The 23,588-nt window shown below is 41.5% G+C and carries 30 protein-coding genes; 10 read left to right on the top strand and 20 right to left on the bottom strand.

Annotation, left to right across the window (positions count from 1 at the left end):
* Positions 1-54: 54 nt before the first annotated feature.
* A complete protein-coding gene (locus tag BMX84_RS06095; RefSeq protein WP_091488104.1) occupies positions 55-1,506 on the bottom strand; it encodes a DUF5050 domain-containing protein in 1,452 nt (483 codons plus the stop codon).
* A gap of 188 nt (positions 1,507-1,694) precedes the next feature.
* Positions 1,695-1,955, bottom strand: coding sequence for a hypothetical protein (locus BMX84_RS06090; protein ID WP_091488102.1), 261 nt, complete (start codon positions 1,953-1,955; stop codon positions 1,695-1,697).
* A gap of 570 nt (positions 1,956-2,525) precedes the next feature.
* On the opposite strand from BMX84_RS06090, the gene BMX84_RS06085 reads away from it, so the two are divergent.
* Positions 2,526-2,810, top strand: coding sequence for a type II toxin-antitoxin system RelB/DinJ family antitoxin (locus BMX84_RS06085; protein ID WP_091488101.1), 285 nt, complete (start codon positions 2,526-2,528; stop codon positions 2,808-2,810).
* The gene (locus BMX84_RS06080; protein ID WP_091488099.1) at positions 2,776-3,144 is read left to right on the top strand and encodes a type II toxin-antitoxin system PemK/MazF family toxin; all 369 of its coding nucleotides are present in this window, start codon (positions 2,776-2,778) and stop codon (positions 3,142-3,144) included. The genes BMX84_RS06085 and BMX84_RS06080 overlap by 35 nt, the downstream gene beginning before the upstream one ends.
* A 387-nt stretch (positions 3,145-3,531) precedes the next feature.
* Here the strand turns inward: BMX84_RS06080 and BMX84_RS06070 are convergent, their stop codons facing one another.
* A complete protein-coding gene (locus tag BMX84_RS06070; RefSeq protein WP_091488096.1) occupies positions 3,532-3,765 on the bottom strand; it encodes a hypothetical protein in 234 nt (77 codons plus the stop codon).
* Between the two features lie 348 nt (positions 3,766-4,113).
* On the opposite strand from BMX84_RS06070, the gene BMX84_RS06065 reads away from it, so the two are divergent.
* Positions 4,114-4,503, top strand: a complete 390-nt coding sequence (locus BMX84_RS06065) for a hypothetical protein (RefSeq protein WP_091488094.1) — start codon at positions 4,114-4,116, stop codon at positions 4,501-4,503.
* 178 nt (positions 4,504-4,681) lie between these two features.
* Here the strand turns inward: BMX84_RS06065 and BMX84_RS06060 are convergent, their stop codons facing one another.
* From BMX84_RS06060 to BMX84_RS06020, 9 genes are all read right to left on the bottom strand, one after another.
* The gene (locus BMX84_RS06060; RefSeq protein ID WP_091488093.1) at positions 4,682-5,524 is read right to left on the bottom strand and encodes a hypothetical protein; all 843 of its coding nucleotides are present in this window, start codon (positions 5,522-5,524) and stop codon (positions 4,682-4,684) included.
* Positions 5,525-5,651: 127 nt separating this feature from the next.
* Complete coding sequence (locus tag BMX84_RS06055; RefSeq protein ID WP_091488091.1) at positions 5,652-5,834, bottom strand: hypothetical protein; 183 nt, start codon at positions 5,832-5,834, stop codon at positions 5,652-5,654.
* A 15-nt stretch (positions 5,835-5,849) separates the two neighbouring features.
* Positions 5,850-6,182: a hypothetical protein gene (locus BMX84_RS06050; RefSeq protein ID WP_091488090.1), complete on the bottom strand. Its 333-nt coding sequence runs from the start codon at positions 6,180-6,182 to the stop codon at positions 5,850-5,852.
* 766 nt (positions 6,183-6,948) lie between these two features.
* A complete protein-coding gene (locus tag BMX84_RS06045; RefSeq protein ID WP_091488088.1) occupies positions 6,949-7,497 on the bottom strand; it encodes a hypothetical protein in 549 nt (182 codons plus the stop codon).
* A gap of 13 nt (positions 7,498-7,510) precedes the next feature.
* Positions 7,511-8,161, bottom strand: a complete 651-nt coding sequence (locus BMX84_RS06040; protein ID WP_091488087.1) for a hypothetical protein — start codon at positions 8,159-8,161, stop codon at positions 7,511-7,513.
* A gap of 255 nt (positions 8,162-8,416) precedes the next feature.
* A complete protein-coding gene (locus tag BMX84_RS06035) occupies positions 8,417-9,289 on the bottom strand; it encodes a helix-turn-helix domain-containing protein (RefSeq protein ID WP_177165482.1) in 873 nt (290 codons plus the stop codon).
* Between the two features lie 49 nt (positions 9,290-9,338).
* Positions 9,339-9,632, bottom strand: coding sequence for a hypothetical protein (locus BMX84_RS06030; protein WP_091488083.1), 294 nt, complete (start codon positions 9,630-9,632; stop codon positions 9,339-9,341).
* A gap of 28 nt (positions 9,633-9,660) precedes the next feature.
* Positions 9,661-10,194 (bottom strand): hypothetical protein, encoded by a 534-nt coding sequence (locus tag BMX84_RS06025; protein WP_091488081.1) that lies wholly within the window; start codon positions 10,192-10,194, stop codon positions 9,661-9,663.
* A gap of 208 nt (positions 10,195-10,402) precedes the next feature.
* On the bottom strand, positions 10,403-10,972 hold the full coding sequence (locus BMX84_RS06020) for an NADPH-dependent FMN reductase family protein (protein WP_091488080.1): 570 nt from the start codon (positions 10,970-10,972) through the stop codon (positions 10,403-10,405).
* 91 nt (positions 10,973-11,063) lie between these two features.
* On the opposite strand from BMX84_RS06020, the gene BMX84_RS06015 reads away from it, so the two are divergent.
* Positions 11,064-11,867 carry a MerR family transcriptional regulator gene (locus BMX84_RS06015; protein ID WP_091488079.1) on the top strand — a complete coding sequence of 268 codons (804 nt, stop codon included), beginning with the start codon at positions 11,064-11,066 and terminating at the stop codon, positions 11,865-11,867.
* A 464-nt stretch (positions 11,868-12,331) separates the two neighbouring features.
* Here BMX84_RS06015 and BMX84_RS06010 read toward each other — a convergent pair whose 3' ends face one another.
* A complete protein-coding gene (locus BMX84_RS06010; RefSeq protein WP_091488077.1) occupies positions 12,332-13,693 on the bottom strand; it encodes an alanine/glycine:cation symporter family protein in 1,362 nt (453 codons plus the stop codon).
* 181 nt (positions 13,694-13,874) lie between these two features.
* Here BMX84_RS06010 and BMX84_RS06005 point away from each other — a divergent pair, with 181 nt between their 5' ends.
* Entirely contained in the window at positions 13,875-14,444 is a 570-nt protein-coding gene (locus BMX84_RS06005) for a DUF3267 domain-containing protein (protein ID WP_091488075.1), read from the top strand.
* Positions 14,445-14,672: 228 nt separating this feature from the next.
* Here the strand turns inward: BMX84_RS06005 and BMX84_RS06000 are convergent, their stop codons facing one another.
* A complete protein-coding gene (locus BMX84_RS06000) occupies positions 14,673-15,383 on the bottom strand; it encodes a B3/B4 domain-containing protein (RefSeq protein WP_091488167.1) in 711 nt (236 codons plus the stop codon).
* Positions 15,384-15,409: 26 nt separating this feature from the next.
* On the bottom strand, positions 15,410-15,862 hold the full coding sequence (locus BMX84_RS05995; RefSeq protein ID WP_091488074.1) for a MarR family winged helix-turn-helix transcriptional regulator: 453 nt from the start codon (positions 15,860-15,862) through the stop codon (positions 15,410-15,412).
* A gap of 261 nt (positions 15,863-16,123) precedes the next feature.
* Between BMX84_RS05995 and BMX84_RS05990 the strand changes: the two genes are divergently transcribed.
* Genes BMX84_RS05990 through BMX84_RS05975 form a run of 4 tightly spaced genes read left to right on the top strand, consistent with a single transcriptional unit; the run spans position 16,124 to position 19,706 of the window.
* Complete coding sequence (locus tag BMX84_RS05990; protein WP_091488072.1) at positions 16,124-17,032, top strand: ABC transporter ATP-binding protein; 909 nt, start codon at positions 16,124-16,126, stop codon at positions 17,030-17,032.
* 15 nt (positions 17,033-17,047) lie between these two features.
* On the top strand, positions 17,048-18,049 hold the full coding sequence (locus tag BMX84_RS05985) for an ABC transporter permease (protein WP_091488070.1): 1,002 nt from the start codon (positions 17,048-17,050) through the stop codon (positions 18,047-18,049).
* Positions 18,050-18,072: 23 nt separating this feature from the next.
* Complete coding sequence (locus BMX84_RS05980; RefSeq protein WP_091488068.1) at positions 18,073-18,870, top strand: GDSL-type esterase/lipase family protein; 798 nt, start codon at positions 18,073-18,075, stop codon at positions 18,868-18,870.
* A 32-nt stretch (positions 18,871-18,902) separates the two neighbouring features.
* Positions 18,903-19,706, top strand: coding sequence for a hypothetical protein (locus tag BMX84_RS05975; protein WP_091488066.1), 804 nt, complete (start codon positions 18,903-18,905; stop codon positions 19,704-19,706).
* A 66-nt stretch (positions 19,707-19,772) separates the two neighbouring features.
* On the opposite strand, the gene BMX84_RS05970 is transcribed toward BMX84_RS05975, so the two are convergent.
* The 5 genes from BMX84_RS05970 to BMX84_RS05950 form a co-directional block, all read right to left on the bottom strand.
* Positions 19,773-20,342 carry an NADPH-dependent FMN reductase gene (locus BMX84_RS05970; RefSeq protein ID WP_091488064.1) on the bottom strand — a complete coding sequence of 190 codons (570 nt, stop codon included), beginning with the start codon at positions 20,340-20,342 and terminating at the stop codon, positions 19,773-19,775.
* 62 nt (positions 20,343-20,404) lie between these two features.
* A complete protein-coding gene (locus tag BMX84_RS05965; protein WP_091488063.1) occupies positions 20,405-21,343 on the bottom strand; it encodes a ring-cleaving dioxygenase in 939 nt (312 codons plus the stop codon).
* Between the two features lie 67 nt (positions 21,344-21,410).
* The gene (locus tag BMX84_RS05960; RefSeq protein ID WP_091488061.1) at positions 21,411-21,848 is read right to left on the bottom strand and encodes a MarR family winged helix-turn-helix transcriptional regulator; all 438 of its coding nucleotides are present in this window, start codon (positions 21,846-21,848) and stop codon (positions 21,411-21,413) included.
* Positions 21,849-22,010: 162 nt separating this feature from the next.
* Entirely contained in the window at positions 22,011-22,211 is a 201-nt protein-coding gene (locus BMX84_RS05955) for a hypothetical protein (protein WP_091488060.1), read from the bottom strand.
* Positions 22,212-22,266: 55 nt separating this feature from the next.
* A complete protein-coding gene (locus BMX84_RS05950; protein ID WP_091488058.1) occupies positions 22,267-23,160 on the bottom strand; it encodes a hypothetical protein in 894 nt (297 codons plus the stop codon).
* Between the two features lie 153 nt (positions 23,161-23,313).
* Here BMX84_RS05950 and BMX84_RS05945 point away from each other — a divergent pair, with 153 nt between their 5' ends.
* Complete coding sequence (locus BMX84_RS05945) at positions 23,314-23,574, top strand: transposase (RefSeq protein ID WP_091479429.1); 261 nt, start codon at positions 23,314-23,316, stop codon at positions 23,572-23,574.
* The last annotated feature ends 14 nt before the right edge of the window (positions 23,575-23,588 follow it).

The following is a 23,588-nucleotide window of genomic DNA, read 5'->3' as shown; positions in this document are numbered from 1 at the left end:
GAATAGAGGTCTTTATATTTGATATTGATTTCTTGTTCGCTATCCTTTACAGAATCACTCAATGTAGATGCCGCCAATTTTATCGCTTTTCAAATCATACCGCTTCATTTCCATCGTTCCAAGACCGCTCGTGGTACGAAACAGGATCGAGTCTCCAACTTTGGTCAGACTGTCCGCATAGTTTGTGGCATAGACGCGTTTACTTGGAGAACCATTATGGTCCGTCTCGTGAATGCCATGACTCGGATGAATATCATTGTCAGAACTAAGCGTATAAATGACTTTATCTTCTGTCAGTGTATACGTCCCGACTGCTCTGTCTACCAGCACTGTTGTATCCGATGCCTGATTTTCATTGCGTTTATACAATTTTCCGTCAGAGCCAATATAATAATAATAGCCATCATGCCTGACTAAATCTCTCGCTGATTCATTGAGTATCACTTCATTCCCAGTGCCGTCAAGATTCCTGCGTTCGACGACGCTGTCATAACTGACAAACAACTCATCACCGTATACGGCAAGGTCACTGGCTTCGACATCCATCAGCCGCTTGAGATTTTCTCCATTCAGATCCATGCGGTAAACGTTGAAGTGGTCCACCGTGTTGATGAAGTAAATGCCTTCCTCTGTAACATGGACATCCGTGGTATACCCCAGGTCATACAGGACTTGTTCCTCTGTCCCGTCTGTCTTCATCCGACGCATTGTTTCGTTATTAGTTAAGTAGAGCCAGTCCCCTGTGAGATTGATATTCCTAAAAGTATTAAAGTTGTTATTTCTCACAAGAGTCTCTTCAAAATTCAGATCTTTATCTGTCTTGATGACTGAAGAGTCCCCATGAACGTAGAAGATATGATCAGTATCTTCTGCGCCCAATCCATCATTGTTGATGTTTTCGACTATAGGCTGAAACTCACCTTCGACTAACATAGCCTCAGCCTTTTCAGATGCATCTGCATTGTGCTTCATGACATCCACTTCCCACAAGATACCACTTTCTCGGATAAATGGGAGTGGAAAGAATATTAATGAGAATATCAGTCCGAATACTTTTCTGAACTTCCATTTCTTTTCAGGCGATCCTTCGCGAATAGTTTCCGACAAAATCGTCACGTAATGCAGTGGCCCACTGATTGTCGCTGTATCCTCTTTATAGTGGATTTCTACTCTATCATCGATGATCAGACTAAAAGGCAAGTCAAAGGTGGGCCTGGCAATGATCGTATCTCTTCTGCGGTCGATGATTTCCCAGCGGTTCTGATTTAATGTCCGTTCCAGATGTTTGACATCACTGATTTGTTCTTCCTCAAGTCTATGTTTGTATCTCGAATACATCCAGCTCACTACAACACCTAAATATCCAAGGACCGTTAGCCAGTCAAAACGCATCGCTACGCCAAAGACGATCTGGTACAGGAGTGAAAGCAGTAAAACGACTGGCAGGTAAAGAAATAAGGCACTTCGCAGAAGCAGATTAAGATAGTTCAGTATTTTATTCGGCATCCCCGCATCCCTTTCTGTAAGTTTCTCAATATGTATAGGTTTATTTCTTCTATTGTAGCAAAACTCACACCTTCAAGAAAGCGGTTGTTGGCATTAGATTAATATTAATGTTTCACTATAAAATAAAATCCCTCGCGAACAGTTCACTTCATTAAGTCTGAGCTGTCTGCGAGAGATTTTATTAACAATTAATCATCAATGCTATCCGACTCTTTTTCAGCTTTCTGGTTGATTTCACTGATATACCACAGAATCAACAGTATTCCTGCTCCAAAAGACAGATATATAAATAGATTAAATATATCCGGGGTATAAGTTAATGCCTGTATAAATCGGTCTTCACCCCATGAACCACTGTTTACACTTATCAAAGCAGCTGACAAATATTTTGTGCTGTAAAGAATAGCAGACGCTAAAATAAATACACTGCCAATTATTCCTTTAACCATACTTATCTCTCCTCACATAATAATATAGCTGATGTCGCTTCAAAAAATTTAAAATCAGATGAGAACTTTGCTTCTCGATTGTAAATGTTTATATCTAATCTTAAGTTTTAGCACTTTTAGCTTTGAATTGTTCTATACAAACACTTCGAACATAACGGTTGCTGCCACAATGATTATGCCACTTGAAAGCTTAATCTCTTTCTCGTTGAACTTTATTTTCTCAAATAAGTAAAACAAAGATATAATCGTCAATATATATTGAGAACTGTACAATAAGTAATCCTCAGTATGTATAATCCCTCAACTTTTAATCAATAGATTATGAATCAATGTTCGACTGTAATTTTGAAAGTATTATATACCCAACATCTTTTTTGTGTATACCTCAATATGTATATGTTTATTTTTCTCTATTGTAGCAAAACTTACACCGCCAAGAAAGCAATAGTTCCATTATTAATTGTCCCGCCTACTCCATCGAAATTAAGCCAATCAGTAATGTTGTAATTTCACTCACTTACTAGTACAATGTGAGTATAATTAACTTATAGTGTACTAGGAGGTATTCTTATGAGTGTAAAAGAAAAAAAGCGTATCCAAGTTCAGATCGACAAAAACCTTGCAGAAGAAGCTGATCTCATTTTCAATGAACTCGGTTTAAATCAGACAGCTGTTTTAAATGCCTTTTACAAACGCGTCGTAGCGGATGGCGGACTACCTTTTGAATTAAAGTTGACAGATAAGCAAAAAGCAGCCTTGAATTTATCTAAAGCTGCAGAAGATGTGCCTGTAAAGAAACTCACTACTAAAGAAGACGTCGATGCATGGTTCAAAGATGATGAACAAGACTATTAGCCCCAATGATGTAGTAGGACTTTATGTCTCATATTTAGATGGAACAGGTGGGAAGAGACGTCCAGTACTCATCTTAAAAACGTATAAAGAAGAATTAAGCTTTTTTCGACTGACAAGCCAGTATGAGAGTAAATCTTCTAAAATCAGAAAGCAGTATTACCCAATAAAACACTGGAAAGAAGCCGGTCTGAAAAAACCATCATGGATCGATGTGGGAAGCGTACTGAAAGTGAATAGAACACATTTAGACAGCGTCACAAAAATTGGTGCTCTAGACACTGACGATATCGATGGATTAGCTCAGTTCATCAAGAAAATAGATTACCATAAATAATAACAGTTGATTTAAAGATGACTTTAGATTTGCTCTAGTGTCGTCTTTAAATTTTTCTATATAAATAGTTCGAACATTACGGTTGCTGCCACAATGATCATGCCACTTGAAAGCTTAACCTCTTTCTCGTTAAACTTCATTTTTTCAAGCAAATAAAACAACGATATAATCGTCAATATATACTGAGAACTGTACAAGAAGTAATTATCAGTAGACAAAAATAATCCTGGTAAGCTTTCATAAACGGCTGCTGTGACCGACAATATCGCAAACAAGATAGGTATTCTTAGTTTCATTGTCATGATGAATGCTTCATCTCCTCTACTTAACCACACTAGGTTTCCTGAGTATATTGTACCCTATCAGAAAGTGTATCTTTGCATAGCCTCAACTGAATAGCCACGTCAGCCAGCCGATGACCATGCCTAAAATAACCATTAGCTGAAGGATCAGCGATATCGAGGATAGTGCTTTGACCCAGGTTGCATATCTGATGATATCAGAACTTGTTAATATGTATGTTGAAAAGACAATGCCAAATACCGGAACGATATATGACAGCATGATAAGCGTGACGACTTTTGCGATGAGCTGCAGTTCTTTGTTATTGCTTCTCTCCATTAGACTTCTCCTCCCTTCTAAAGTCATTCATTTTCGACTTTTCCATACCATTGTAGCGTAGATAATCAGTATTATTAGTATATAATCCGTACTCAACATACTTTTGCGCCTCTTCATAATATATTTGCCAAAATTATAATGATTTATCGGCCCTTTTCTTTTAATCCGAGATCACTTAAACATGAGTCAGATGCTATTATTGTATACCATCTGAGCTGAGAAGTGGTAAAACGGTAGTGTAATCCGACCATTTTATTTTTCGACGTTCATTTTGAAATGTGACGAGTCATTTTAGCAGGTGCACACAATACGAGGATTGTATCAACGAATACTTACGTTAGGTATTTTATGTTAAAAGTACACTTGAGCAACACTCAGACGATTTTCATTAAGCGCACTGCCGGCAACTCCTCTTTGAGTGATGCTAATAAGGCGTTCATTGGACGTACTCAGGTTGAATTCCGTTTAAGCAATGCCAATGGGGCGTTCATTCGACGTGCTCAGGCTAAATTCCGTTTGAGCAATGCCAATGATGCGTTCATTCGACGTACTCAGGCTAAATTCTCTTTGAGCAATGCCAATGATGCGTTCATTGGACGTACTCAGGCTAAATTCTCTTTGAGCAATGCTAATGTGGCGTTCATTGGACGTGCTCAGGCTAAATTCTCTTTGAGCAATGCCAATGGAGTACTCATTAGGAGTACTCATATTAATTCTCACTTGGGCGGTACTAACTAGAATCACTGAGACATTCTACTAACAGGAGAACCATTCTCGCATTTGTTCTCTACAGTTAATTGGAAAATAATGGTTGCTGCAACGATAAAAGCTTTTAAATAACCCCCCGACCACTTTATCTATAAATAGATGTAGATCGGGGGTTCTTCCAAAATGTCTACTTAAGTCTTACGCGTATTCACTCCATCTCATCAAGCATGTCTTCGATTCCCGGATCATTATACTCCCGGATCTCAATCTCATTCGTCGTTGTCATTCTTCCGGGCTCACTGTCTGGCTGGATGGCGACAGACTCTTGCACTTCCGTTTCCAGCGTGTACTGGACCAGCACGCCCTCATTATCGACGACTGATTCCAGAACGATCCCTTCATAAGAAAGGCCTTCCTGATAAGCGATATTGTGTTCGACTGACTGAATGATCTGTTCGATAGCGTTTAGATCCTGTAAACGTTCCACTTCATCTTCTAACTCTGACAGGTTTTCTTCTTTCTGTTGCTCCAAGAATGCCTCTGAGTAATTTACAGTGTAAACCACCGTATCATTTCGTTCTTCTTTCGTTATGTCATCGATCATCGACTCATCGAGGTCTATGTCCAGCAAAGGTTCCAGAGGAGAGCCAAAGTCTTTCTCGGCTTTTACCCATTCAGCATCATTGACCACTTCTCCATCCTGGTCGATATATCTGCCTTCCTCATCGACTCTACCGAAACGTTCATATGTAGTTGAATCCACAGACGAAAGCTCTGTTTTCGTTGAGACGTCACTGTCAGGTCCTTCCATGACCACGGACGACTGCCAGTCCATCCCTTCGTCCGTCATCACGAATACACCTTCTGTCTCAGTCTCTACCGCACCTTCATCTCTCTCAACACTGGTCGTTACGCTGAACCGCCCGTTATCCACTTCAGATAACTCTTCGCTTGCCTCTTCAACTTCTTCGGCATACTGAGCTGTATCTGCATTCTCACAGGCAGCCAGAGAAAAAGTAGCTATTACTATTCCACCTACAATTTTTAACATCGTATCCCCCCACTTTATAATTTAGTATCTTATTATCAACTAACTTTAGACTACTTAATTACAAGCTCTTTTTCAAAAACAGTTCATAGAATCTGGCGAAAATTTCTGATTCTATTGAGTGAGTCGATCATTGGGAAATACCTGCTTTCCTTGTTTTTTCATAAGTATATGGCTGATTTTGTTTTGTAATTTCTTTTGTACTTGCAGTACTTGCAAATACTGACATCGATGGGGTAATACTTGTAGGTAGTGCTATAGCTGCTGCTATGCCCAAGAATGCCTTGCGATTTTTTCTTTTGTTGATTTTCATAGTTATTATCTCCCTTTAATTTAATTTTTTATGTCTTATATAGACAACCATTACTGCTCCGATGATTCCAGAAATGAAGTAGTTTAAACCATACTCATTGTCCCAAAAGGAAAAGATTAGGAAATTTGCTATACATAATAATTCTAGACAGATAAGTTCAAGTTGTTTTCTGCCCTGAAATTTTGTGTTTTTCCATCCTAATATACCAGCGCCTATCAAAGCGACCCATAGAAAAAGCGAAGAACTTTCGTTGTTATCATTCAAATAAATAGAATAAAAACCTAAAGAAGCAACTAGTAAAATAAAGTAGCCTGCAGTTACAATGTTTTTTTGTTTTATAGACAACATATATGTCCCCCCTCGATTTTTTTATATTTTGATTTTTGACAAAAAAAAAGACTTGTTCTCTTACTTCCATTGACATAAATAATAATATCTCCACGCATTTAGAGCTTTCCCTACATGACGAAGCGAGTCGGTAATCCCACTAGCTTAAAACAAAATTAAATCAAAATTTCAGTAAAACTCTAAAAAAGATTGGACTTGCGCCGATCACAAAGGACAATAGTTCTGGTGCGATTTCCCAGCCGTATGGTATCATTCTCTCACTCCTCTCAAGGTATTAGCCAATACACCTCGAGTATACCATCGATAAACAAAAAAAGAATAGAATGTAACGCTTTGCGTCAAAACTGTATATTCTATTCTATCACTGATATTCAATTTGTATACGTATATATTCCTTTTATTGAATATGTTCACAACAAAATACCTGCATACTGCTCCACATCTTTCTTCAAACCCTTTATTTATTTTGTTTCTCCTATAAATTCCAGATAGCTTAGTATCTTTATGATTTTCTCAATTTCCTGCGGTTTTCCTTGGTGAATATCTAATATAGACGGACGACTACCAATCCACTACCTCATCGCATCCTCTCATTAGACTCGAAAAAAACTTCCCCTTTGAGTGATACAAAGGGCCCAATTATTAGACATAGTGACTTTTTTAAATGAATAACTGGATCCTAAGATAGCGGGCTTATTCTATCCCCAGTTTATAAGATCCAGTTTCCTTTTCCTGTTGGTTGATGAAACACATAATCTTTTCTATATTAGTAATTTACATTTATATTGCTGATTGTTCTAAAAATATCACTGTATATATTCTTTATCTCATTTTCAGTTAGCTCTTCTCCTTCTTCTCCACCCTCAAATATCCAGTGTTCGCCATAATCATTCACTGAATGATACAAATACCCGGCTGCATAACTCTTTGGATAAACGTCTGCCACGTTCTGATAAGTAGGACCTTTAAATACAAAAGGACTGTGGGCTTTTGTTGTACCGATAAAAAAGACGGGGATTCCTAATTTTTCATAAGCATTAACATACTTGTCATCAGATGCTTCGACTAAGTTTTCCGGCATTATGAATAATGCATCTCCCTGTACATTCATTGCATTATTTTCATCTGCTAAATCATCAAACGTTACAGTTGAAAATGAAATATTATCTTCAGAAACATCCGGAATATCTCCAATTATACTTATCCTTAATGCATCTCCTGTATATGGGTTGGTGTTGCTGTTGCTGTTAGAACACCCTGAAATATATACGATTAGTAATATAGGTAAATAAAAAATCCATTTTTTTCTCAACATATTGAGTTACTCCTTAATACAATGAATATGTTTTTTGAATAGTCATATTACTAGATGTGTAAGTCACTGTGCCACTTGTATTTACACTGCTTGAGAAACCTGGAATAGATACCGTCACTCCTCCCCCAACATTCCGCTTTAGAACAAATTTACCTGTTACTCCTACAGTGACTTTTGTTTGAGGTAAAGAAGCTTTAGGATAATAATGAGACTCTCTCCAGGTTGCTTGACTCGAGCCAGCTGCTGAATCAGAACCTTGTGTATAATCATCAATTTGTCTAAAAGATCCATAACCTCTGATTAAAAAAGTGGCACTTAGCTCTGCTTTATAATTACTGTTTCGAGAATATGCTTGGGTCCAGCTTACGTTCCTGTATATAGTAGAACCTGCAGTACTTGTCATCATTACACTTTGTTTAGATTGTGATGATGGTATTACTCTTTCTTGAGCTTCCTTGAATGTTATATTTTCATTTTCAGCAACCTTTTGTATATATTCCAATTGAGAAATATCTGTAACTGTATAATCACCAAAATCTCCAGTTTTCATTAAATTAATTGGTTCTTTTAATGTTCCTTCATCAGCCAATACGTTTTCAGATCCTGATATAATTATACTGAACATACATCCTAAAGTTATTAATACAGAAATTACTTTTTTCATTATAAACTCCTCCTAGTTTGTTTATAGCATCAATTTAAACAGTAATGCAGTTACTCCAATTACAATAGATAATAGTTCTGGTACGATTTCCCAGCCGTATGGTATCATTCTTTCACTCCTCTCAAAGTATTAGTCAATACACCTCGAGTATACCGACGATAAATAAAAAAAGAACAGAATGTAAAGCTTTGCGTCAAAACTCTTTTCATTCTATTCTGTCTTTAATATTCAACTATTTTTTTTCTTAATTATTTCTCACAAGACAACACCCGCATACTTTTCCACATCTTTTTTCAAATCTTCCACTTGCTTTGTTTCTCCTATAAATTCCAGATAGTTTAATATCTTTATTATTCTCTCGATTTCCTGCGGTTTTCCTTGGCGGATATCTAAAATGACCTGGTAAAAATGAGTGAGTGTTTTCTCGTAGAGTTGATTCTTTCTAACAAGATGCTGATCCAGTTCTTGCAGAAAATAACCAACCAGTTCATCCTCATCTCTTTCAAGGAAGAGATCAATGCAATTGAGCAGAAACAGAACAATGTCATCCTGGTACAGTCTTAATTTTTTTCTGAAAACCAGTTTCTTTACTGTTCTTTTATACGCCATTTGAATATATTCGGTATCAAAGAGGAATAAACAGTTCATGAATAAAGCCAGTTCCATGTGGTTCCAATGCGTCACTTTATTGAGATGGTCTTTTATCTTATGTACATTGTTATTAAGCTGTTTTTCTCTTTCAGGAGACAGGTTTCCTTTATTTCTCCGTTCAATTCCCAGCATTTGTGTATGAAGAGCAAGGTAATAGAAGTCATGTGTTTTTTCATATTCTACTAAGATTCTACTTTCAACCTCTTCAGACAACGTTCCTTTTGAGTAATAGTCCGTATATACTTCTAAATACATTGCCTGCTTTTTCGAGGATTTCCCTTCTTCCAGCAGGAATAGGAATTCCTCCATCCGGACATTTAGTCTGTCCAGCAGTTTTACCAGCAAATCAAACGATAGTGTCTGATTGCGGTTTTCAATACTGGATAGTGTGGTTCGTGTGGTGATAGTGCCAGCCAGTTCCTCCTGCGTCAGCTGACGTTCTTTCCTTAATGACTTGATCAGTGCTCCTGTATCCATTGGTCTCATTCTCCTTTTACTTGAATTGTATTTGTCCACACTTCTCCCATCACGATGGCATAGCTGCGTACCAGATAAAGACACTATAAGCCATAAACATGATCGAGAAGATATAACCGGCTAATAATAAACCATCCATTATGCTTATTTTCTTTAAGATTATACGGTTTCTGAGATACAAGCTTAGAGAAATCACCGCACCTGTCAACAGGATGATCTGCACAATGCCTATCGGATAATATCCCGGATAATAGTTCTCCGGCAGAACGATGTACAAGACGTAGATGCCTATAAGCAGAAGGTCAAAAACGCATAGAATCTGGAAGCTTTTCTTAGTGGACATGCTCGACTCTCCTTTTTGATTTTGACGGTTAAACAATCACATCAGCAAACAAAATATTCAATATGATCCCCAAACCTACACCAAAAACGATCCATATGATTTGAACGATCGTGATAGCACGTTTGATATGTGCTTCTTTTTCTCTCCCTGAAAAGTAAAAAGACAGGAACAGTCCGGCAGTAATCACACTGACAATAGAACTGGTAAGCAGATTCGTCTGAAGGTCAAGCAGTCTTAGAATAAAGTTAAGCACAACTCCTATGGCGCTAGAGTAGAATATCGCTTCCCAGATCTCATTCTTATAGACAAATTCCTCTTTGGACAGCCACTGAGTCGGAAATTTGATAAAGGCATACTGAATACTCAAGCCGATCAGGGCACCAATGATTCCACCTACTGAACCTATAAGGCCGCCTGCCACAAGTATCCCAGTGTCTTCTCTTGCGGAAAGACCCGCATCCAAGGTGAGCATTTCGTAAACAGCCACTCCCATTAGAACAGCGATAAATACGGCCATCCCAGCTTTAGGAAACCCTTTGTTTATTTTTGATTTATCAGTCATCTTTTTCCCCCTGTTATGTATACAAATAAGTACTTATATATATTTTATTTAGTGTATCACAACTCCCTCTCACTTAAAACACGATTCTTATTTGCTTATTCCTACTAGCAGCTTAGCTCGAGTTTAAATTTCTAAGAAAAATAAAAAAGCTCCAATCACCTTCATTTCAGGTCATTCAGAGCTTATACATCATATTATCTGATTACTGTTAATCAGCAACAAAGCGTTCCAAGTCCAGCGATTTTTTCAGGTTTCTAAGATACTTCATGGCTTGCGTCCAGTAGATAAATTCTTTCACACGAGAGACAACATAATCTTCGATGACATCTTTTAAATGCCAGTCAAAGAAGTTGTACTCAGGGAGAAAAATGTCTGACGTCGGCAGTCCGATATCATACTGCAGCAGGACTTCGTTGATTCTTTGCTTCGTATTCTTCCGGTCGTTTTCAGAGCCATAACAGATGACAAGTGCACTTTTATTGTTCAACTCTTCAGAGATGGTTGCGAAAAGCTGACAGTAATCTTCTGGTACCCCACCTGAAAATGTAGGCACGATAAAGATATACCCGTCTTTTCTTGCCAGCTGCTGATGCCCTTTGTCTGAAACCATTAACTGCTCGTCGACCGGTACTAGAAAGTCAGTTAAAGCAATCACTTCAAACGTCGTATCATAAGCCCTTCTGCCCACTTTTTTCAGATAAGGAAGTACTTTTTTAGATACGGTGGCACTTTCCTTTTCATTCTCCTTATCGATGAGAACCACACCTATATTATTCACTGCATGAGCTCCTTCCAAATTTTATTGGATCTTAGTTGACTATCTTAAGCATAAAGTATACAGTAGCTGTAAAGTCAAGGAGTGAAGCTTTATGAAGAGCAGCAAGTACCTGAAAATCTCTGAACTGGCACAACTTGTCCATATCAACAAACGGACCCTGCATTATTATGATGAGATCGGCCTGTTTTCTCCGGAATTCAAGGATACCAACGGCTACCGCTACTATGCGATGACGCAGATCATGGATTTGAGCATCATTCTTTCTTTAAGAGAACTGGGCATGCCGCTTGATGAAATCAGAGACATTTTAACAGGCAGTTTTAACGAATACACGCTGTCGCTGGAACACAAGCTGGATGACATTGAATCAAAAATTCGAGACCTGCACACTATCAAAGATATTATCTCACGGAAACTTGAATACATCGAAACGGCTGAGCGGTCGCATATGGAGATCAATCGTATCACTTTAGATGACAGTTATCTGATATTAAGTGACCCGCTTAAAGACCCGTCTTTGCTGAATGTTCTGGATGAAGCACATCAGCTCGTCGATCAGAAAAGCCAGTACACCCTTCCAAACAACGAGTACGGCTTTATGATAAGCACGACTAAGAAGTTCGCTGATCCAAAAGACGAATCCTATGACTATTTATATATCGATGCACCTATAGACGACGATAGACACCATCTCAAGCCGGCCGGCGAGTATTTGTCACTGGTTTATCAGGGGACCGAGGACACGCTATATCTGACCTATGATAAACTGATCAACTACTGCAGGGGGCAGGGTATCGAACTAGAAGGGTACTTTCACGAAAAAGTGCTCCTCGATTCTATTCAGAAAAACCAGGATAATATGGTGACCGAGATCCAGGTGAAAATAAAAGACTAGCGGTGTAGCTTTAAGTTTATCCGACTTATTAGCTTGAGTCACCGGTTTTAGGGAAGCCACTCTATGCTGTGAACCAGCCTCTTGAGGTAATTGGCACCATTTTTTTACTTTTTTCATCAGAACTTGTCACAATAACGTTATTAGAACACCTTTCTGAGGAGATAGTCACTAAAACTTGTCGCAATATCAGTATTAGAACAGGTTTCTAGGAAGATACGTACTAAAACTTGTCGCAATAACGTTATTAGAACATCTTTCTAAGAATAAACGCATCAAAACGTGTAGCAAAACGAATATTGGAACAACTATTTACAAAATTCTCATTAAAACCTGTTCCAATATCATTATTAGAACAGATAGCTGGGGAGATACGCATTGAAACTCGTCACACTCATGTTTGAAAAACTTTAACTTGAGTGAAAACAGGAAAGAGTCTGGGACAGCGTAGCCCCAGACTCCTCCACTTATATTTTTTCCCGTTCATAGATACCGTGTCGGCCAAAGTAGCTTTTCGTTGCTTTGATGATGACCGGACAGAGCAGTAATAGCCCGATCAGGTTAGGCAAGGCCATCAGACCGTTCAGCGTATCCGCCAGAGCCCATATCGCACGCAGGCCACCCACAGAACCTACGACGATCAATGGGATATAGACCAGTCGGTAAAAGAGAATGACTTTGGGTCCGAACAGGAACTCGATACAGCGCTCGCCGTAGTAAGACCAGCCGATCAGTGTGGAAAAGGCAAAGAAAACCAGTCCGAACGTCACGATGTACCCGCCGAACGGGAGCCCTTCGTTAAAAGCAGAAGTCGTCAGCGCTGCACCGTCCAGTCCCGTATCCACAGAACCCGTCATAACAATGACTAAAGCTGTGATCGTACAGATAACGAGGGTATCCGCGAATACTTCAAAGATCCCCCATAGCCCCTGACGGACCGGATGATCTGTCGTCGCGGCGGCGTGGGCGATCGGTGCACTTCCCAGTCCCGCTTCGTTGGTGAACACCCCTCTGGCCACACCATATCTAAGAGACATGGCCAGTGTGGAACCGGCAAATCCGCCTGCTGCAGCACTTCCTGTGAAGGCCTCACGGAAAATGATACCTATGGCTTCAGGGACCAATGTGATGTTTGCCAGAATAATGATCAGCCCACCCAGGATGTAGATGGCCGCCATGAAAGGTACAACGACTTCCGTCACCTTCCCGATTTTTTTGATGCCACCGACGATCACTAAAGCAGACAGGACAGCCAGCACGATCCCCGTGACAAGCGGCTCGATACCGAAAGTCTCATTCAGTGAAGCGGCGACAGAATTTGACTGGACCATATTGCCGATACCAAAGGTGGCCATCGCCCCAAAGAGAGCGAACAGAATGCCCAGCCACTTCATGTTGGCGCCGTTCGTCAAATAATACATCGGACCACCGACGAACCGGCCGTCTTCGGTCTTCTCTCTGTAGACGATCGCTAAAACAACTTCTCCGTATTTCGTCGCCATCCCGAACAAGGCAGCAACCCACATCCAGAACACAGCCCCGGGACCACCGATCGCGATTGCTGTCCCGACTCCGGCAATGTTCCCTGTCCCTACCGTAGCGGCCAGAGCTGTCGACACTGCCTGAAAAGCCGTGATTTCACCTTCCCCAACCTGATCTTTTTTGAATATCTTGAAGAAAGTCTGTTTCATCACATAACCGAACTTAGTGACCGAGATGAATCCTGTCAGTATACTTAAGAAGACACCCGTCCCCACTATTAAGATGAGAAACGGCCATCCCCAGACCAAGTCATTTATAAATGCATTGATTTCCATTAATCTATCCATGTTTTTCTCCTTTTAATTCATTACTCATTATTTTCTAATATTTATAATACACAACTATTTTTCATAAGTACATCATTATTTTCATTTACCGATTTTTATCTTCTCTCAACTCATTGTGGTAAACTGACTATAATGCATTCATACCTACTTGTTAATAAATAATGGAAGGGTGTCTCCACTTATGACCTTACTTAAAGATTACAACCTGATGGATGACAAAAAACTGATCTTCTGGTTAAATATGGCCGTCATCCCGTTGTTCCTCTTCTTCATCGTCCTGTTCACTACTTTTAACTATGTATTTTTTGGAACCAGTGATTTCGGCTATAGCGTCGGCATGGATAACCTGAGCGGCTTTCTGATCTCACTCGCGTCCTTTTTCGTGATTTACTTTGTGCTCGTCGTTCTACATGAACTGATACACGGCGTTTTCTTCAAACTGTTCGATCCGGACGGAAAAGTCAGCTTCGGCTTCAAGAACGGTATGGCCTATGCCACCAGTCCGAATTCCTATTACCAAAAGAACAGCTTTATCATGATCTGCCTGGCTCCCTTCGTTTTCATTACAGCCGGCCTGATGCTTTTGATGGCTCTTGGCCTTATCACCGAATATTTCTTTGTCTTCTATGCCTCGATCCATGCGGCGTCCTGTGTGGGAGACTTCTACTGGGTCTTCCTGCTTTCCCGGCACTCCGGTGACATCCTCGTTAAAGACACCGAAAAAGGCATGACGGTTTATCTGAAAGACTGATCGACGTATCTAAATAGATCTATTTTCGAATCGTTTAGAGATTGAAATAATCAAGAAATTTGGAATGGAAGTATGCTGTTACAGTACCTGAAACAATACAGAAAGAGCCTTGCGCTACAGATGATATTACTATCTGAAGCGCAAGGCTCTTAGTTTATATGACGGGTTGACAATTCTTTTCTAGATGTCAACTGTTCTTAGCAGTCTGGATCACCAAAGTGCTTTTATTTAATCTACATTGACAGACGGGGTATCTTTTGTGAGCGTATAGGTTTTACTTTCCAACTGGAAATACGCATCCACCAGATTTTTCAGTTCCGAAGCTGCCTGGTCTGCTCGTTTGGCCTGTTCGGAGTTGATGGACTCAATGACTAAAACGGCATTTTCTGTGTCTTCCTGAAGCATCGTCCGCTTGGCTTCACGCCAGTTGAGGCAGCGGCAGACCGCTCCTTCGTCATCATAGTAAATGATCTCCTCAGGCAATGCGGGGGCATCAGTCTCTGCTCCGAGCGGGAAGAAGGGTTCGCCGCCTTTTGCTTTGCCCAAGTGCAGGTCGCCTTCAATGACATCCAAATCTTCTCCGCCGCATGGCACGGCGTACTTTAAAGACACACTGTTATAAATATCGACTAATGGATTGATCGGTGAAAAGTCCCGGTCTTGACTGGCACGTTTCAGCAGGGCTTCGATGGATGACCGTGCCCCTTTTTTCGTTTTGAACTGACGGAAGGCCTGGCGCCACTCATCGATCACCGGATTCTGACTGAAGGGTTCCTCTGTCAGATGAGTTTTGGCTTCCTGCTTGCCTTTTTCAAGCAAGCCTTCAAAATAGGCTGTATCTGATCCATCCACTTTATTGTCGAGTCCTTTGACGACCAGTACATTGATCTGTGCATCAGGGAACAGGTCCCAGAATTCTTTGTCCACGTTGATTTTTATCATGCTTTTATCCTCCGCTCTTGATTTTAATACTCTCTCGTTTCGCCTTGCTTCACAGCTTTCCAGTCTGCTTCGATATTGTTCTTTACTTTTTCCAGCAAAACAGATAAGTTCTTCTTTTCTTCTTGCGTCAGTCCTTCAAGGGCTACCCCGTTGGAATGCCTGTTTTCCCGACGAATGTAGTCCGCAGCTTCTTTACCTTTATCGGTTGGAAACAGCCGCTTGATTTTTCTATTGTCCGGGTCAGGGTTTTTTTCAATGAAGTCCTGTTTCACCAGCTTATTGATGGCTCGGGACGCTGTTGTGCGGTCTACTTTGACCAGGTCAGCCAGTCGGTCAGGGATGATTCCCGGGTTCTCATCGATTCGGACCAGATACAGATACTGCCCTCTCGTGAGAGCCAGCTCTTTGAATTCGATATTCGCGATCGAGTCCAGTGCCCGGGCGATAACGCCGATGTCTCTTAGAATATCACTCATGTGTCACCTCACACTTAAAGTTGATCAAAAGTCTGTTTCTTATTTCATAAGAATAGACTACAGCATTTTTGTTGCATTTGCAACAATTAAAACGAAATATCCAATTCATACTACGTCAGTAACAGCCTTTCAGGACTTTGCTGCTGTCTGACTACTTTACCTATACATAAAGTGATACAATGAAGTCAATTAAATGAACTCAAAATTTTCTTAAACTCGTATGATAAACGTTTTTTACCGTTCACTGAAGGGAGACTCATCATGGATACTTCAGTACTAAAGGTTTCACACTTGAAAAAACTGATTCAGAAAAAACTGATCATCGAAGATGTCAGTTTTGATATCCAAGCGGGTGAGATCGTCGGTTTCCTGGGTCCCAACGGTTCCGGGAAAACAACGACCCTGCGGATGATCGTCGGCTTGTCGACACCTACTTCAGGAGACGTTGAAATCTGCGGCTATTCTCTTAAAAAAGAGTTTGTCAAAGCGATGTCCAATGTCGGCTGTATCATCGAAGGACCGGATTTGTATGATTATATGAGCGGGTACCGGAATCTTGAACTGCTCGCCAGCATGTCAAAAGACGTGACAAAAAAAGACATCGATGAGGCGGTCGCCTTAGTCGGGATGGAAAACCGCATCCATGATAAAGTGGCTGTATATTCCATGGGGATGAAGCAGCGTATCGGTCTGGCTCAGGCCCTGATTCATAAACCCAGACTGCTGATCCTGGATGAGCCGACGAACGGTCTCGACCCTCAGGGCATCCACGAATTCAGAGAGATCGTTAAAAATCTGGCCCGCGAAAAAAACATTTCGGTCCTGATCTCATCGCACCTGATCAGTGAAGTCCAGCTGATGTGCGACCGCGTCAGTATCATCAATAACGGCAGGATCATCCGAAGTGCGTCGATCGATGATGCTCTGGTCACCGGCGAGGTCGTCTGGACATTAGATGATCCACAAAAAGCTCAGTTGCTTTTAAAAAGCACGTTTAAAGTGGAAGCAGCGATCGCAGGACATACGCTTAGAGCCACAGTTGACCCAGAAAGGCTTTCAGAAATAAATAACACTCTCATCGCTTCAGGCTTTGACATCACATATGTAGAACATAAAAAGCGTACCCTGGAAGATCTGTTCTTGTCACTTACCGATAAACACACGATTTAGTGGAGGAGGATCGTTATGATCGCACTCGTACGGAATGAAGTAATGAAAATTTTATTGAAGAAGAAAATGCCGCTGATCATGATCCTGCTTCTGATCTTTGTTGGTCTGCTTTCTTATGGACAGAATTATGCCTACGAAAGAAATATAGACCAGTTTGAAGCAGAGTCTGGTGAAACAGCCTTTGACTGGCAGGGACTGACGACGCAGCGGCTCGATGAGCTTGAAGAACGCAGCCAGAACGAAGCCATTCCCGGGGAAGTCCGCGCCTCTTTCGACAGAGAAATCGAACAGCTGAACTATTTTATCGAAAACGACATCAATCCAGTCACCCCGACCGCGGCGAAATTCAACGTGTCTTTCGCTGAACAGGGCATCACCTTATTCATTCCTTTGCTCATCGCTATCCTGGCGGCCGACCTCGTTTCCAGTGAATTTTCCAGAAAGACGATCAAAATCCTACTCACCCGCGCCGTCCCCCGGTGGAAAGTGCTGCTGAGCAAGTATATTGCCCTGCTTATAATGACCACCCTCTTGGTGTTTATCATAGGAATCACGACGACCCTGGTTTCCTATCTCTTCTTTCAGGAGTGGGGCTTCAGCGAACCCATCGTGACCGGCTTCACACTATTTGAAGGCACACTGAATTCAGATTCCACGATACTGATCCCCAGATATCAGTATACTCTGCTGATCTATTCTCTCGTGTGGTTCGTTTCCATCATCGTCGCTTCAATTACCCTGCTGATCTCATTGATCGTGGACACGAGTGCCTCAGCTATCGGCATCCTGATGGCGGCTCTGATCGGCGGCCAGTTCCTGCAGTTCTTCTTGTCCGACTGGGAGCTGGTGAAATATTTCTTCGTGACGAATCTGGATCTCACCCGCTACCTGACCGGATCCTACCAGCCGGTCGAAGGTATGAGTCTCAACTTTTCCATTCTAATACTAAGTGTCTGGGCGATCGGCTCCATAGCGATCAGCTTCATTGTGTTTAACCGCAGAGATGTCCTGGTCTGATCACACGCCCAAGGAGGTGCACCATGTTTAAAAAAGTCGTTTGGCCGCTGGTATCAGCGAGTGCCCTGATCCTGGCACTAGTGTTTGTTTTTGGATTCGTCACGTCCATCATCATCAGCGGAGGCGAAGCAGATGTTCAGACAGAAACTCAGACGGAATCCCCTGAAAATATCCCAGAAGAAGTCATGCCGCCGGATGGGGCTTCTGACATCCTCATCCTCGGCGACTCCATCGGCTTCGGTGTTGGAGACGAAGAAAACCTGGGGATCGGAGAAAGATATCTGGATCTGCTGGAAGAAGACAGTGAGACAGATACAACCATCACAAACAGTTCGGTCCCGGGTTTTGAAAGCAGTCAGCTGGCAGACTTGATCGAGAGCGGAGAAAACCGGACAAGTATTGCCGGTGCCGAGCTGATCATCCTTTCGATCGGCGGCAACGATTTGAACCGCCTGAACTTAGAGGATAACGTGACGCTCGCCCCTGCCTTTGAAGAGGCGCTCAACATCTATAAAGAAGATCTGACATTTATCCTGAGTGAGATCCGGTCCATCAATCCGGATGCGCAGCTGGCAATCATTGGTTTGTATAATCCATACAGCGAGGACGACCCTCAAAATGCACGCTTTTTATTAGACTGGAATCATGAAACACGACTGATCGTCAATTCGGATGCTGCTTTTGCCTATATCCCGACCTATGAACTATTTACCTACCACTTAGACGCGTATCTTTCACCGGATGACTTTCATCCAAACGGGATGGGGTATCAGGTCATTGCAGAAACACTTTTCAGGATATTGAACTACAGCACTAATTAACTTATCATTAGACGTATACGCATGAAGGAGTGATGATTATTTTTACATTGGGAAGAATAATCGATTTAAACTACAAAACAAACCGGCTCGTCGTCCTGTTGACACTGGCGGCTTCGGCTGTAGGATGGCTGGTGACTGGCGCGTTTCTATCCGGTCTATCTATTGGTGTCGGCGTCTTTTTGACTTGGGCACTGGCTCGAGAAATCGATCCGAAACATGACTATTCAGCAATTCTGGCTGCCGGCTTTGCACTTATCAATCTATTTTACTATGAATCGGTCCAGCTGCTGGTTCTCGGCTGGCTGCTTTTGGTCTTGAGAATGGTCAACGGCCTGTGCGGGAAAGCGGTGACTGTCTTTGATATGCTTTTGACTTTGGGCCTCACAACCTATCTGTCTTTTAGTAACGACAACAGTATTTATCTCGTCGCCTTTCTTTTAGCCATATATCTTGTTTCAAAAGGACGAAGGCTGACACGGACTTTCGTCATCATCAACGCGATCGCATCCGTGCTGTTTCTGGTACAGAGTTTCTTTCTGGATTATTTGAATTTCGATCCTGTCTCTGGCATGGATACGCTCACCACAGTTTTTTTCACTCTTATTGGGTTATCATTTATCCTCTTCTGGTTTTTGTCCCGAGAAGAAGCTTTAGATGATCAGGGAAATAAAGTAAACAGATCCAGACTATTTGCTGCTCAAATCTTATATAGTGCCTCCGTTCTGCTTATATTTTTCTTTGACGACGTCAGTCTAAACAATCTGATCATCTATGCATCCGTTATTCTCGCTGTTACTTTATTCTATATTGGATCAAAGTTAGCTAAAGCTTTTTAATGCAATAAAGCACCTCTTTATCCGTCCAAAACTGGATAATAAAGAGGTGCTTTGCTTTATTTGAGATTATTTTACTGCTTCCTCTTCTTTGACTCTTAACGGTTTTAATGCCTTGCTCCAGGCGTTGACCTGATCGAGCATGGCGTTCATGTTGACTAAGTGCAGCTCGGCGGGGTTGAAGGTCGTGAAGTTTTCAAAATCAGTGAACAGAGACAAGGTCGGATGCACACGGACATCAGCGATCTTCAGTTCAGCAAACACGCCGCGAAGATGTTCCGCTGCACGTGCGCCGCCGGTCGAACCGTAGCTCACGATCCCGGCTGCTTTGTCGTGCCAAGCTTCTCTCAAGTGGTCGATCGCGTTTTTCAGTACGCCTGTGTAGCTGTGGTTGTATTCCTGAACCACAAAGACAAAACCGTCCAGGCTGTCGATTTTTTCATTCCAGGCAGCGATGCCGGGTTCTGTCCCGTCGGTGGTTCCTAAAAAGGGTAATTGGTACTCAAGGATATCGACGATCTCATAGTTGGCGTCGTCACGTTCGTCCGCGATTTCTTTGACCCATTCGCCGACCTGCGGGCTGACGCGAGCGTCCCTTGTGCTGCCTAAAATAATACCCATATTTAATTTGTTTTCCATGATTAAACTCTCCTTTTTCTTCTAGTTTATAGTTTGTTGTTTCAGTAGTTTTTGTATCGCTGCTAATCGATCGGTTCCAGTTTGCTTTCGATCTCTTCTCGTCTGTGTTCCAGAAACGGCGGCAGGACGAGTTCTTTGCCTAAGTGCTCAGGGTCCTGGTCAACGGTGAACCCGGGGCCATCTGTGGCAATTTCAAAGAGGATACCGTTGTGCTCTCGGAAGTATACACTTCTGAAGTAATACCGGTCGACTTCTCCAGAGGACGGGAATCTGTTCTGGCGTGCCATTTCATCCCAGTACTGGAGCTCCGATCCTTCACTCACACGCAAGGCTAAATGATGGACGCTGCCTCGTCCCGGTTTCTCATCCGGCCCATCCAGTTGTTTGACTAAAATCTCACCGTAACTGTCTTCCTTCACCGTCTGAAACAGCTTTTCGTTGTTTTCACTGTAAACCTCTTCGTATTTCATAAGCTGTGTCAACGTTTCAGTAAATCTATCGCTATCCCTTACTGTGATTTCGATCGGACCCATCCCGCGAATCTGATGTTCTACCGGAACTTCTGACTGCTCGTAAGGATCCCAAGTATCCATCTCTTCACCATCAGCGACAAGCAGAACCAGCTGCAGGCCGTCCGGGTCTTCAAACTTCAGCCCCTTGCGCTTGGCATAGGTGGTCATGCTTCCGTGATAGACATCTAAGTCTTCAAAACGTGCTTTCCAGTATGCCAGGCTTTCTTCTGACGGGACCATCAGACCGATCCGGGTGATGGCATTGGTCCCTCGGTGAGTCCTTCCGATGCTCGGCATTTCAAAGAAGGTCAATCCTGTCCCCGGACTGCCCGTTTTGTCTCCGTAAAACAGATGATACATCGACGGATCGTCCTGGTTGACCGTGACTTTGACCCGATGCAGCCCTAAACTATCTTTATAGAATCTATCGGTTTCTTTCGCATTTTTCACCAGCATGGAAATGTGGTGATGTCCTAATAGTGTCGACATGATGATTCCTCCTTATGATTTTAACTTGACTAGTCAAGTGATACGTTAAAAAAAAGCTGGCTTGCTGTTAGCTGTTCAACTTTTTTTCAGTGTGTTTCTGTACTTTTGTCACTAAAGCATACAATTTCTTCTGCTCAGCCTTGGTCAGACACTCGTCCATCAGTGACGTCTGAAAGTCCAGCTGATCTTCAAAGACTTCATCCAGCTTTATCTGGCCTTTTTCAGTCAGGCTGATCCACTTGGTTTTCCATTCAACGGTTCGTTCAATGTATCCCTCACGTTCAAGCCGGCTCAGCATACGAGAGATCCCGCCGGCTGAAATCGTGATCTTATCAGCCAGCTCACTCTGCGACAAAGGCTGATATGTGCCGATCTGATTGAGTACGTCAAACTGCGCTGCCGTGATGTCATATTTTTTTACATTTTCGTTAGAAAGCAACGCACTCTGATGAGTGAACCGTGTAATACGCACCCATATGAGTGAAGCTAGTGTATTCTTTCTCACCGGTATCATTCCTTTCGATATTATCAGTTTACATGTAAAGTGATAAAGATGCAAGGACTTTTTCTTTTTATCTGTTATAAATTTATTCGCCTGCTCTAATAAACCATAAAAACTCCCAAAACAAGCTTTAAAAGCTAGTTTTGGGAGTCGTTTAAATTCTTTCTAAATCTCACCTATTTTTTCGCCGCCGCGTTCGTCTTCCCATTCTTTCAACACACGTTTCTCGACAGGGTTTCGTGGACGTTTCCGTTCAGGAGAGGCTGACAAGTCACGTCCCAAACGCTTTTTCATCTTCAAGAGCTCCATTTCACTCATTCCTTTTGGTGCCTTGATTACTTGATCGTTTACTTTAAGTTTTGTCATTATAAGCCCCTTCTCTTCATTTATATTATAACATAGTGATTATTTCGATACAGATTCACTCATTTATCAATTCGTTTAAGTAATCTTTTATCTTATCGATATTTTTTACTTCCTTATTCGAAATAGAGTTTAACCAATTTCTCAGTTCGCTTAGTCTTAACTCACTATCTCTTATAGCCACAAAAGTATCTTCACCATCAACATCTTCTTCGTAAGTATACCCCATAACTATTGGCGATAACGACAGTCCATAGTATTCACCGTTTATTGCTGGAAAAGCAATAAGTACATATTTCCCCAGTTCGAATAACGAATAAGGAATACCTTCTCTTTGAAGATACAGAATCAGTTCAAATTGTCGTTTCTCAGAAGCATCTACTTCTTTAACTATATCGTAAAAATAGTCAAACAACTCTCTTTCAGCTTTATCCAAAGTATTTCTGATATAAGGAATGTCCAGTTTGCTGTGATGCTTTTGTATCAATTGATAGATCCACTCGTCCTGCATGAATTCATCCCACTGCACCAATGCGACAAGACGGTCTTTAATAATATCTTCAACGCCAATAACGGACAGTTCAAAACCATCTTCTGTGGTCACGTTTCTGATATAGTGTTCATCTGCATCTTTCAAAACTGAATCAGGAACTTCGACAAAAATCTTCAGCTCATCGTGGATACTGTTCCTGCCCTCACGACGGAAACCTAGATCACTCAATGCCTTCATGATTTTCTCATGGTTCACACCCACAAAATCGATGTCCTGTGTCGTGTATCCACCTTCTGTATAGATTTCTACTGACAGACCACCAACGACGATCAAGTCAATGTCATAAGCTTCTTTAACATACTCTGTTATCACACCAGCAACACGAATAAGTTTGTCTGTGTTTGTATCAGGTACAGATTTGAGTTCATCTAAAACTGTCAGATAGTTATTCACATTCACAAAACCCCTCCTCTTGCTCTTCATACCTATTATACGCTTTTGTTTACGTATTCAACAATGGGAAGCTATTTATCTGTAATACAACTTGATGTTAGTATGAAATCCTGGACACGTTTTGATAGAATAAAAACTATCGAAAAGGAGTGTCTATCGATGTCAAACCGAAGAACCTATGATGTCGACTATAAGAAAACGCTAGTCAGTTTGTACGAAAATGGTCATTCAGTAAAGAATTTAAGTGAGGAACATGGCATAGCAGAACAAACCATTTATCGGTGGATCAAAAAATATTCCACAGATGAAAAAACCGGGTATTCTGAAGCAGATATCGAAAAAATTAAAGTAGAGAATGCCCGTCTTAAGACAGACAATGATATCCTAAAAAAGGTCTTAGCCATGTTCACTCAAAAATAGACCGCGATGACTTT

The organism is Alkalibacterium putridalgicola, assembly GCF_900109825.1.
Lineage (GTDB): Bacteria > Bacillota > Bacilli > Lactobacillales > Carnobacteriaceae_A > Alkalibacterium > Alkalibacterium putridalgicola.
The sequence above is the reverse complement of the archived record's forward strand: the minus strand, read 5'-3'. Positions and strand labels throughout refer to the sequence as shown.

Bases quoted from the DNA above. Each gene is read 5' to 3' on its own strand.
- BMX84_RS06030 (WP_091488083.1), bottom strand. From the start codon at position 9,632: ATGTCCACTAAGAAAAGCTTCCAGATTCTATGCGTTTTTGACCTTCTG.
- BMX84_RS05985 (WP_091488070.1), top strand. From the start codon at position 17,048: ATGATCGCACTCGTACGGAATGAAGTAATGAAAATTTTATTGAAGAAG.
- BMX84_RS06025 (WP_091488081.1), bottom strand. From the start codon at position 10,194: ATGACTGATAAATCAAAAATAAACAAAGGGTTTCCTAAAGCTGGGATG.
- BMX84_RS06040 (WP_091488087.1), bottom strand. From the start codon at position 8,161: ATGAAAAAAGTAATTTCTGTATTAATAACTTTAGGATGTATGTTCAGT.
- BMX84_RS06035 (WP_177165482.1), bottom strand. From the start codon at position 9,289: ATGGATACAGGAGCACTGATCAAGTCATTAAGGAAAGAACGTCAGCTG.
- BMX84_RS05980 (WP_091488068.1), top strand. From the start codon at position 18,073: ATGTTTAAAAAAGTCGTTTGGCCGCTGGTATCAGCGAGTGCCCTGATC.
- BMX84_RS06005 (WP_091488075.1), top strand. From the start codon at position 13,875: ATGACCTTACTTAAAGATTACAACCTGATGGATGACAAAAAACTGATC.
- BMX84_RS06055 (WP_091488091.1), bottom strand. From the start codon at position 5,834: ATGAAAATCAACAAAAGAAAAAATCGCAAGGCATTCTTGGGCATAGCA.
- BMX84_RS06080 (WP_091488099.1), top strand. From the start codon at position 2,776: ATGCATGGTTCAAAGATGATGAACAAGACTATTAGCCCCAATGATGTA.
- BMX84_RS06045 (WP_091488088.1), bottom strand. From the start codon at position 7,497: ATGTTGAGAAAAAAATGGATTTTTTATTTACCTATATTACTAATCGTA.
- BMX84_RS06090 (WP_091488102.1), bottom strand. From the start codon at position 1,955: ATGGTTAAAGGAATAATTGGCAGTGTATTTATTTTAGCGTCTGCTATT.
- BMX84_RS06015 (WP_091488079.1), top strand. From the start codon at position 11,064: ATGAAGAGCAGCAAGTACCTGAAAATCTCTGAACTGGCACAACTTGTC.
- BMX84_RS06065 (WP_091488094.1), top strand. From the start codon at position 4,114: ATGTTAAAAGTACACTTGAGCAACACTCAGACGATTTTCATTAAGCGC.
- BMX84_RS06070 (WP_091488096.1), bottom strand. From the start codon at position 3,765: ATGGAGAGAAGCAATAACAAAGAACTGCAGCTCATCGCAAAAGTCGTC.
- BMX84_RS05945 (WP_091479429.1), top strand. From the start codon at position 23,314: ATGTCAAACCGAAGAACCTATGATGTCGACTATAAGAAAACGCTAGTC.
- BMX84_RS06085 (WP_091488101.1), top strand. From the start codon at position 2,526: ATGAGTGTAAAAGAAAAAAAGCGTATCCAAGTTCAGATCGACAAAAAC.
- BMX84_RS05975 (WP_091488066.1), top strand. From the start codon at position 18,903: ATGATTATTTTTACATTGGGAAGAATAATCGATTTAAACTACAAAACA.
- BMX84_RS06060 (WP_091488093.1), bottom strand. From the start codon at position 5,524: ATGTTAAAAATTGTAGGTGGAATAGTAATAGCTACTTTTTCTCTGGCT.
- BMX84_RS05970 (WP_091488064.1), bottom strand. From the start codon at position 20,342: ATGGAAAACAAATTAAATATGGGTATTATTTTAGGCAGCACAAGGGAC.
- BMX84_RS06010 (WP_091488077.1), bottom strand. From the start codon at position 13,693: ATGGATAGATTAATGGAAATCAATGCATTTATAAATGACTTGGTCTGG.
- BMX84_RS06095 (WP_091488104.1), bottom strand. From the start codon at position 1,506: ATGCCGAATAAAATACTGAACTATCTTAATCTGCTTCTGCGAAGTGCC.
- BMX84_RS05965 (WP_091488063.1), bottom strand. From the start codon at position 21,343: ATGTCGACACTATTAGGACATCACCACATTTCCATGCTGGTGAAAAAT.
- BMX84_RS05955 (WP_091488060.1), bottom strand. From the start codon at position 22,211: ATGACAAAACTTAAAGTAAACGATCAAGTAATCAAGGCACCAAAAGGA.
- BMX84_RS05990 (WP_091488072.1), top strand. From the start codon at position 16,124: ATGGATACTTCAGTACTAAAGGTTTCACACTTGAAAAAACTGATTCAG.
- BMX84_RS06050 (WP_091488090.1), bottom strand. From the start codon at position 6,182: ATGTTGTCTATAAAACAAAAAAACATTGTAACTGCAGGCTACTTTATT.
- BMX84_RS05995 (WP_091488074.1), bottom strand. From the start codon at position 15,862: ATGAGTGATATTCTAAGAGACATCGGCGTTATCGCCCGGGCACTGGAC.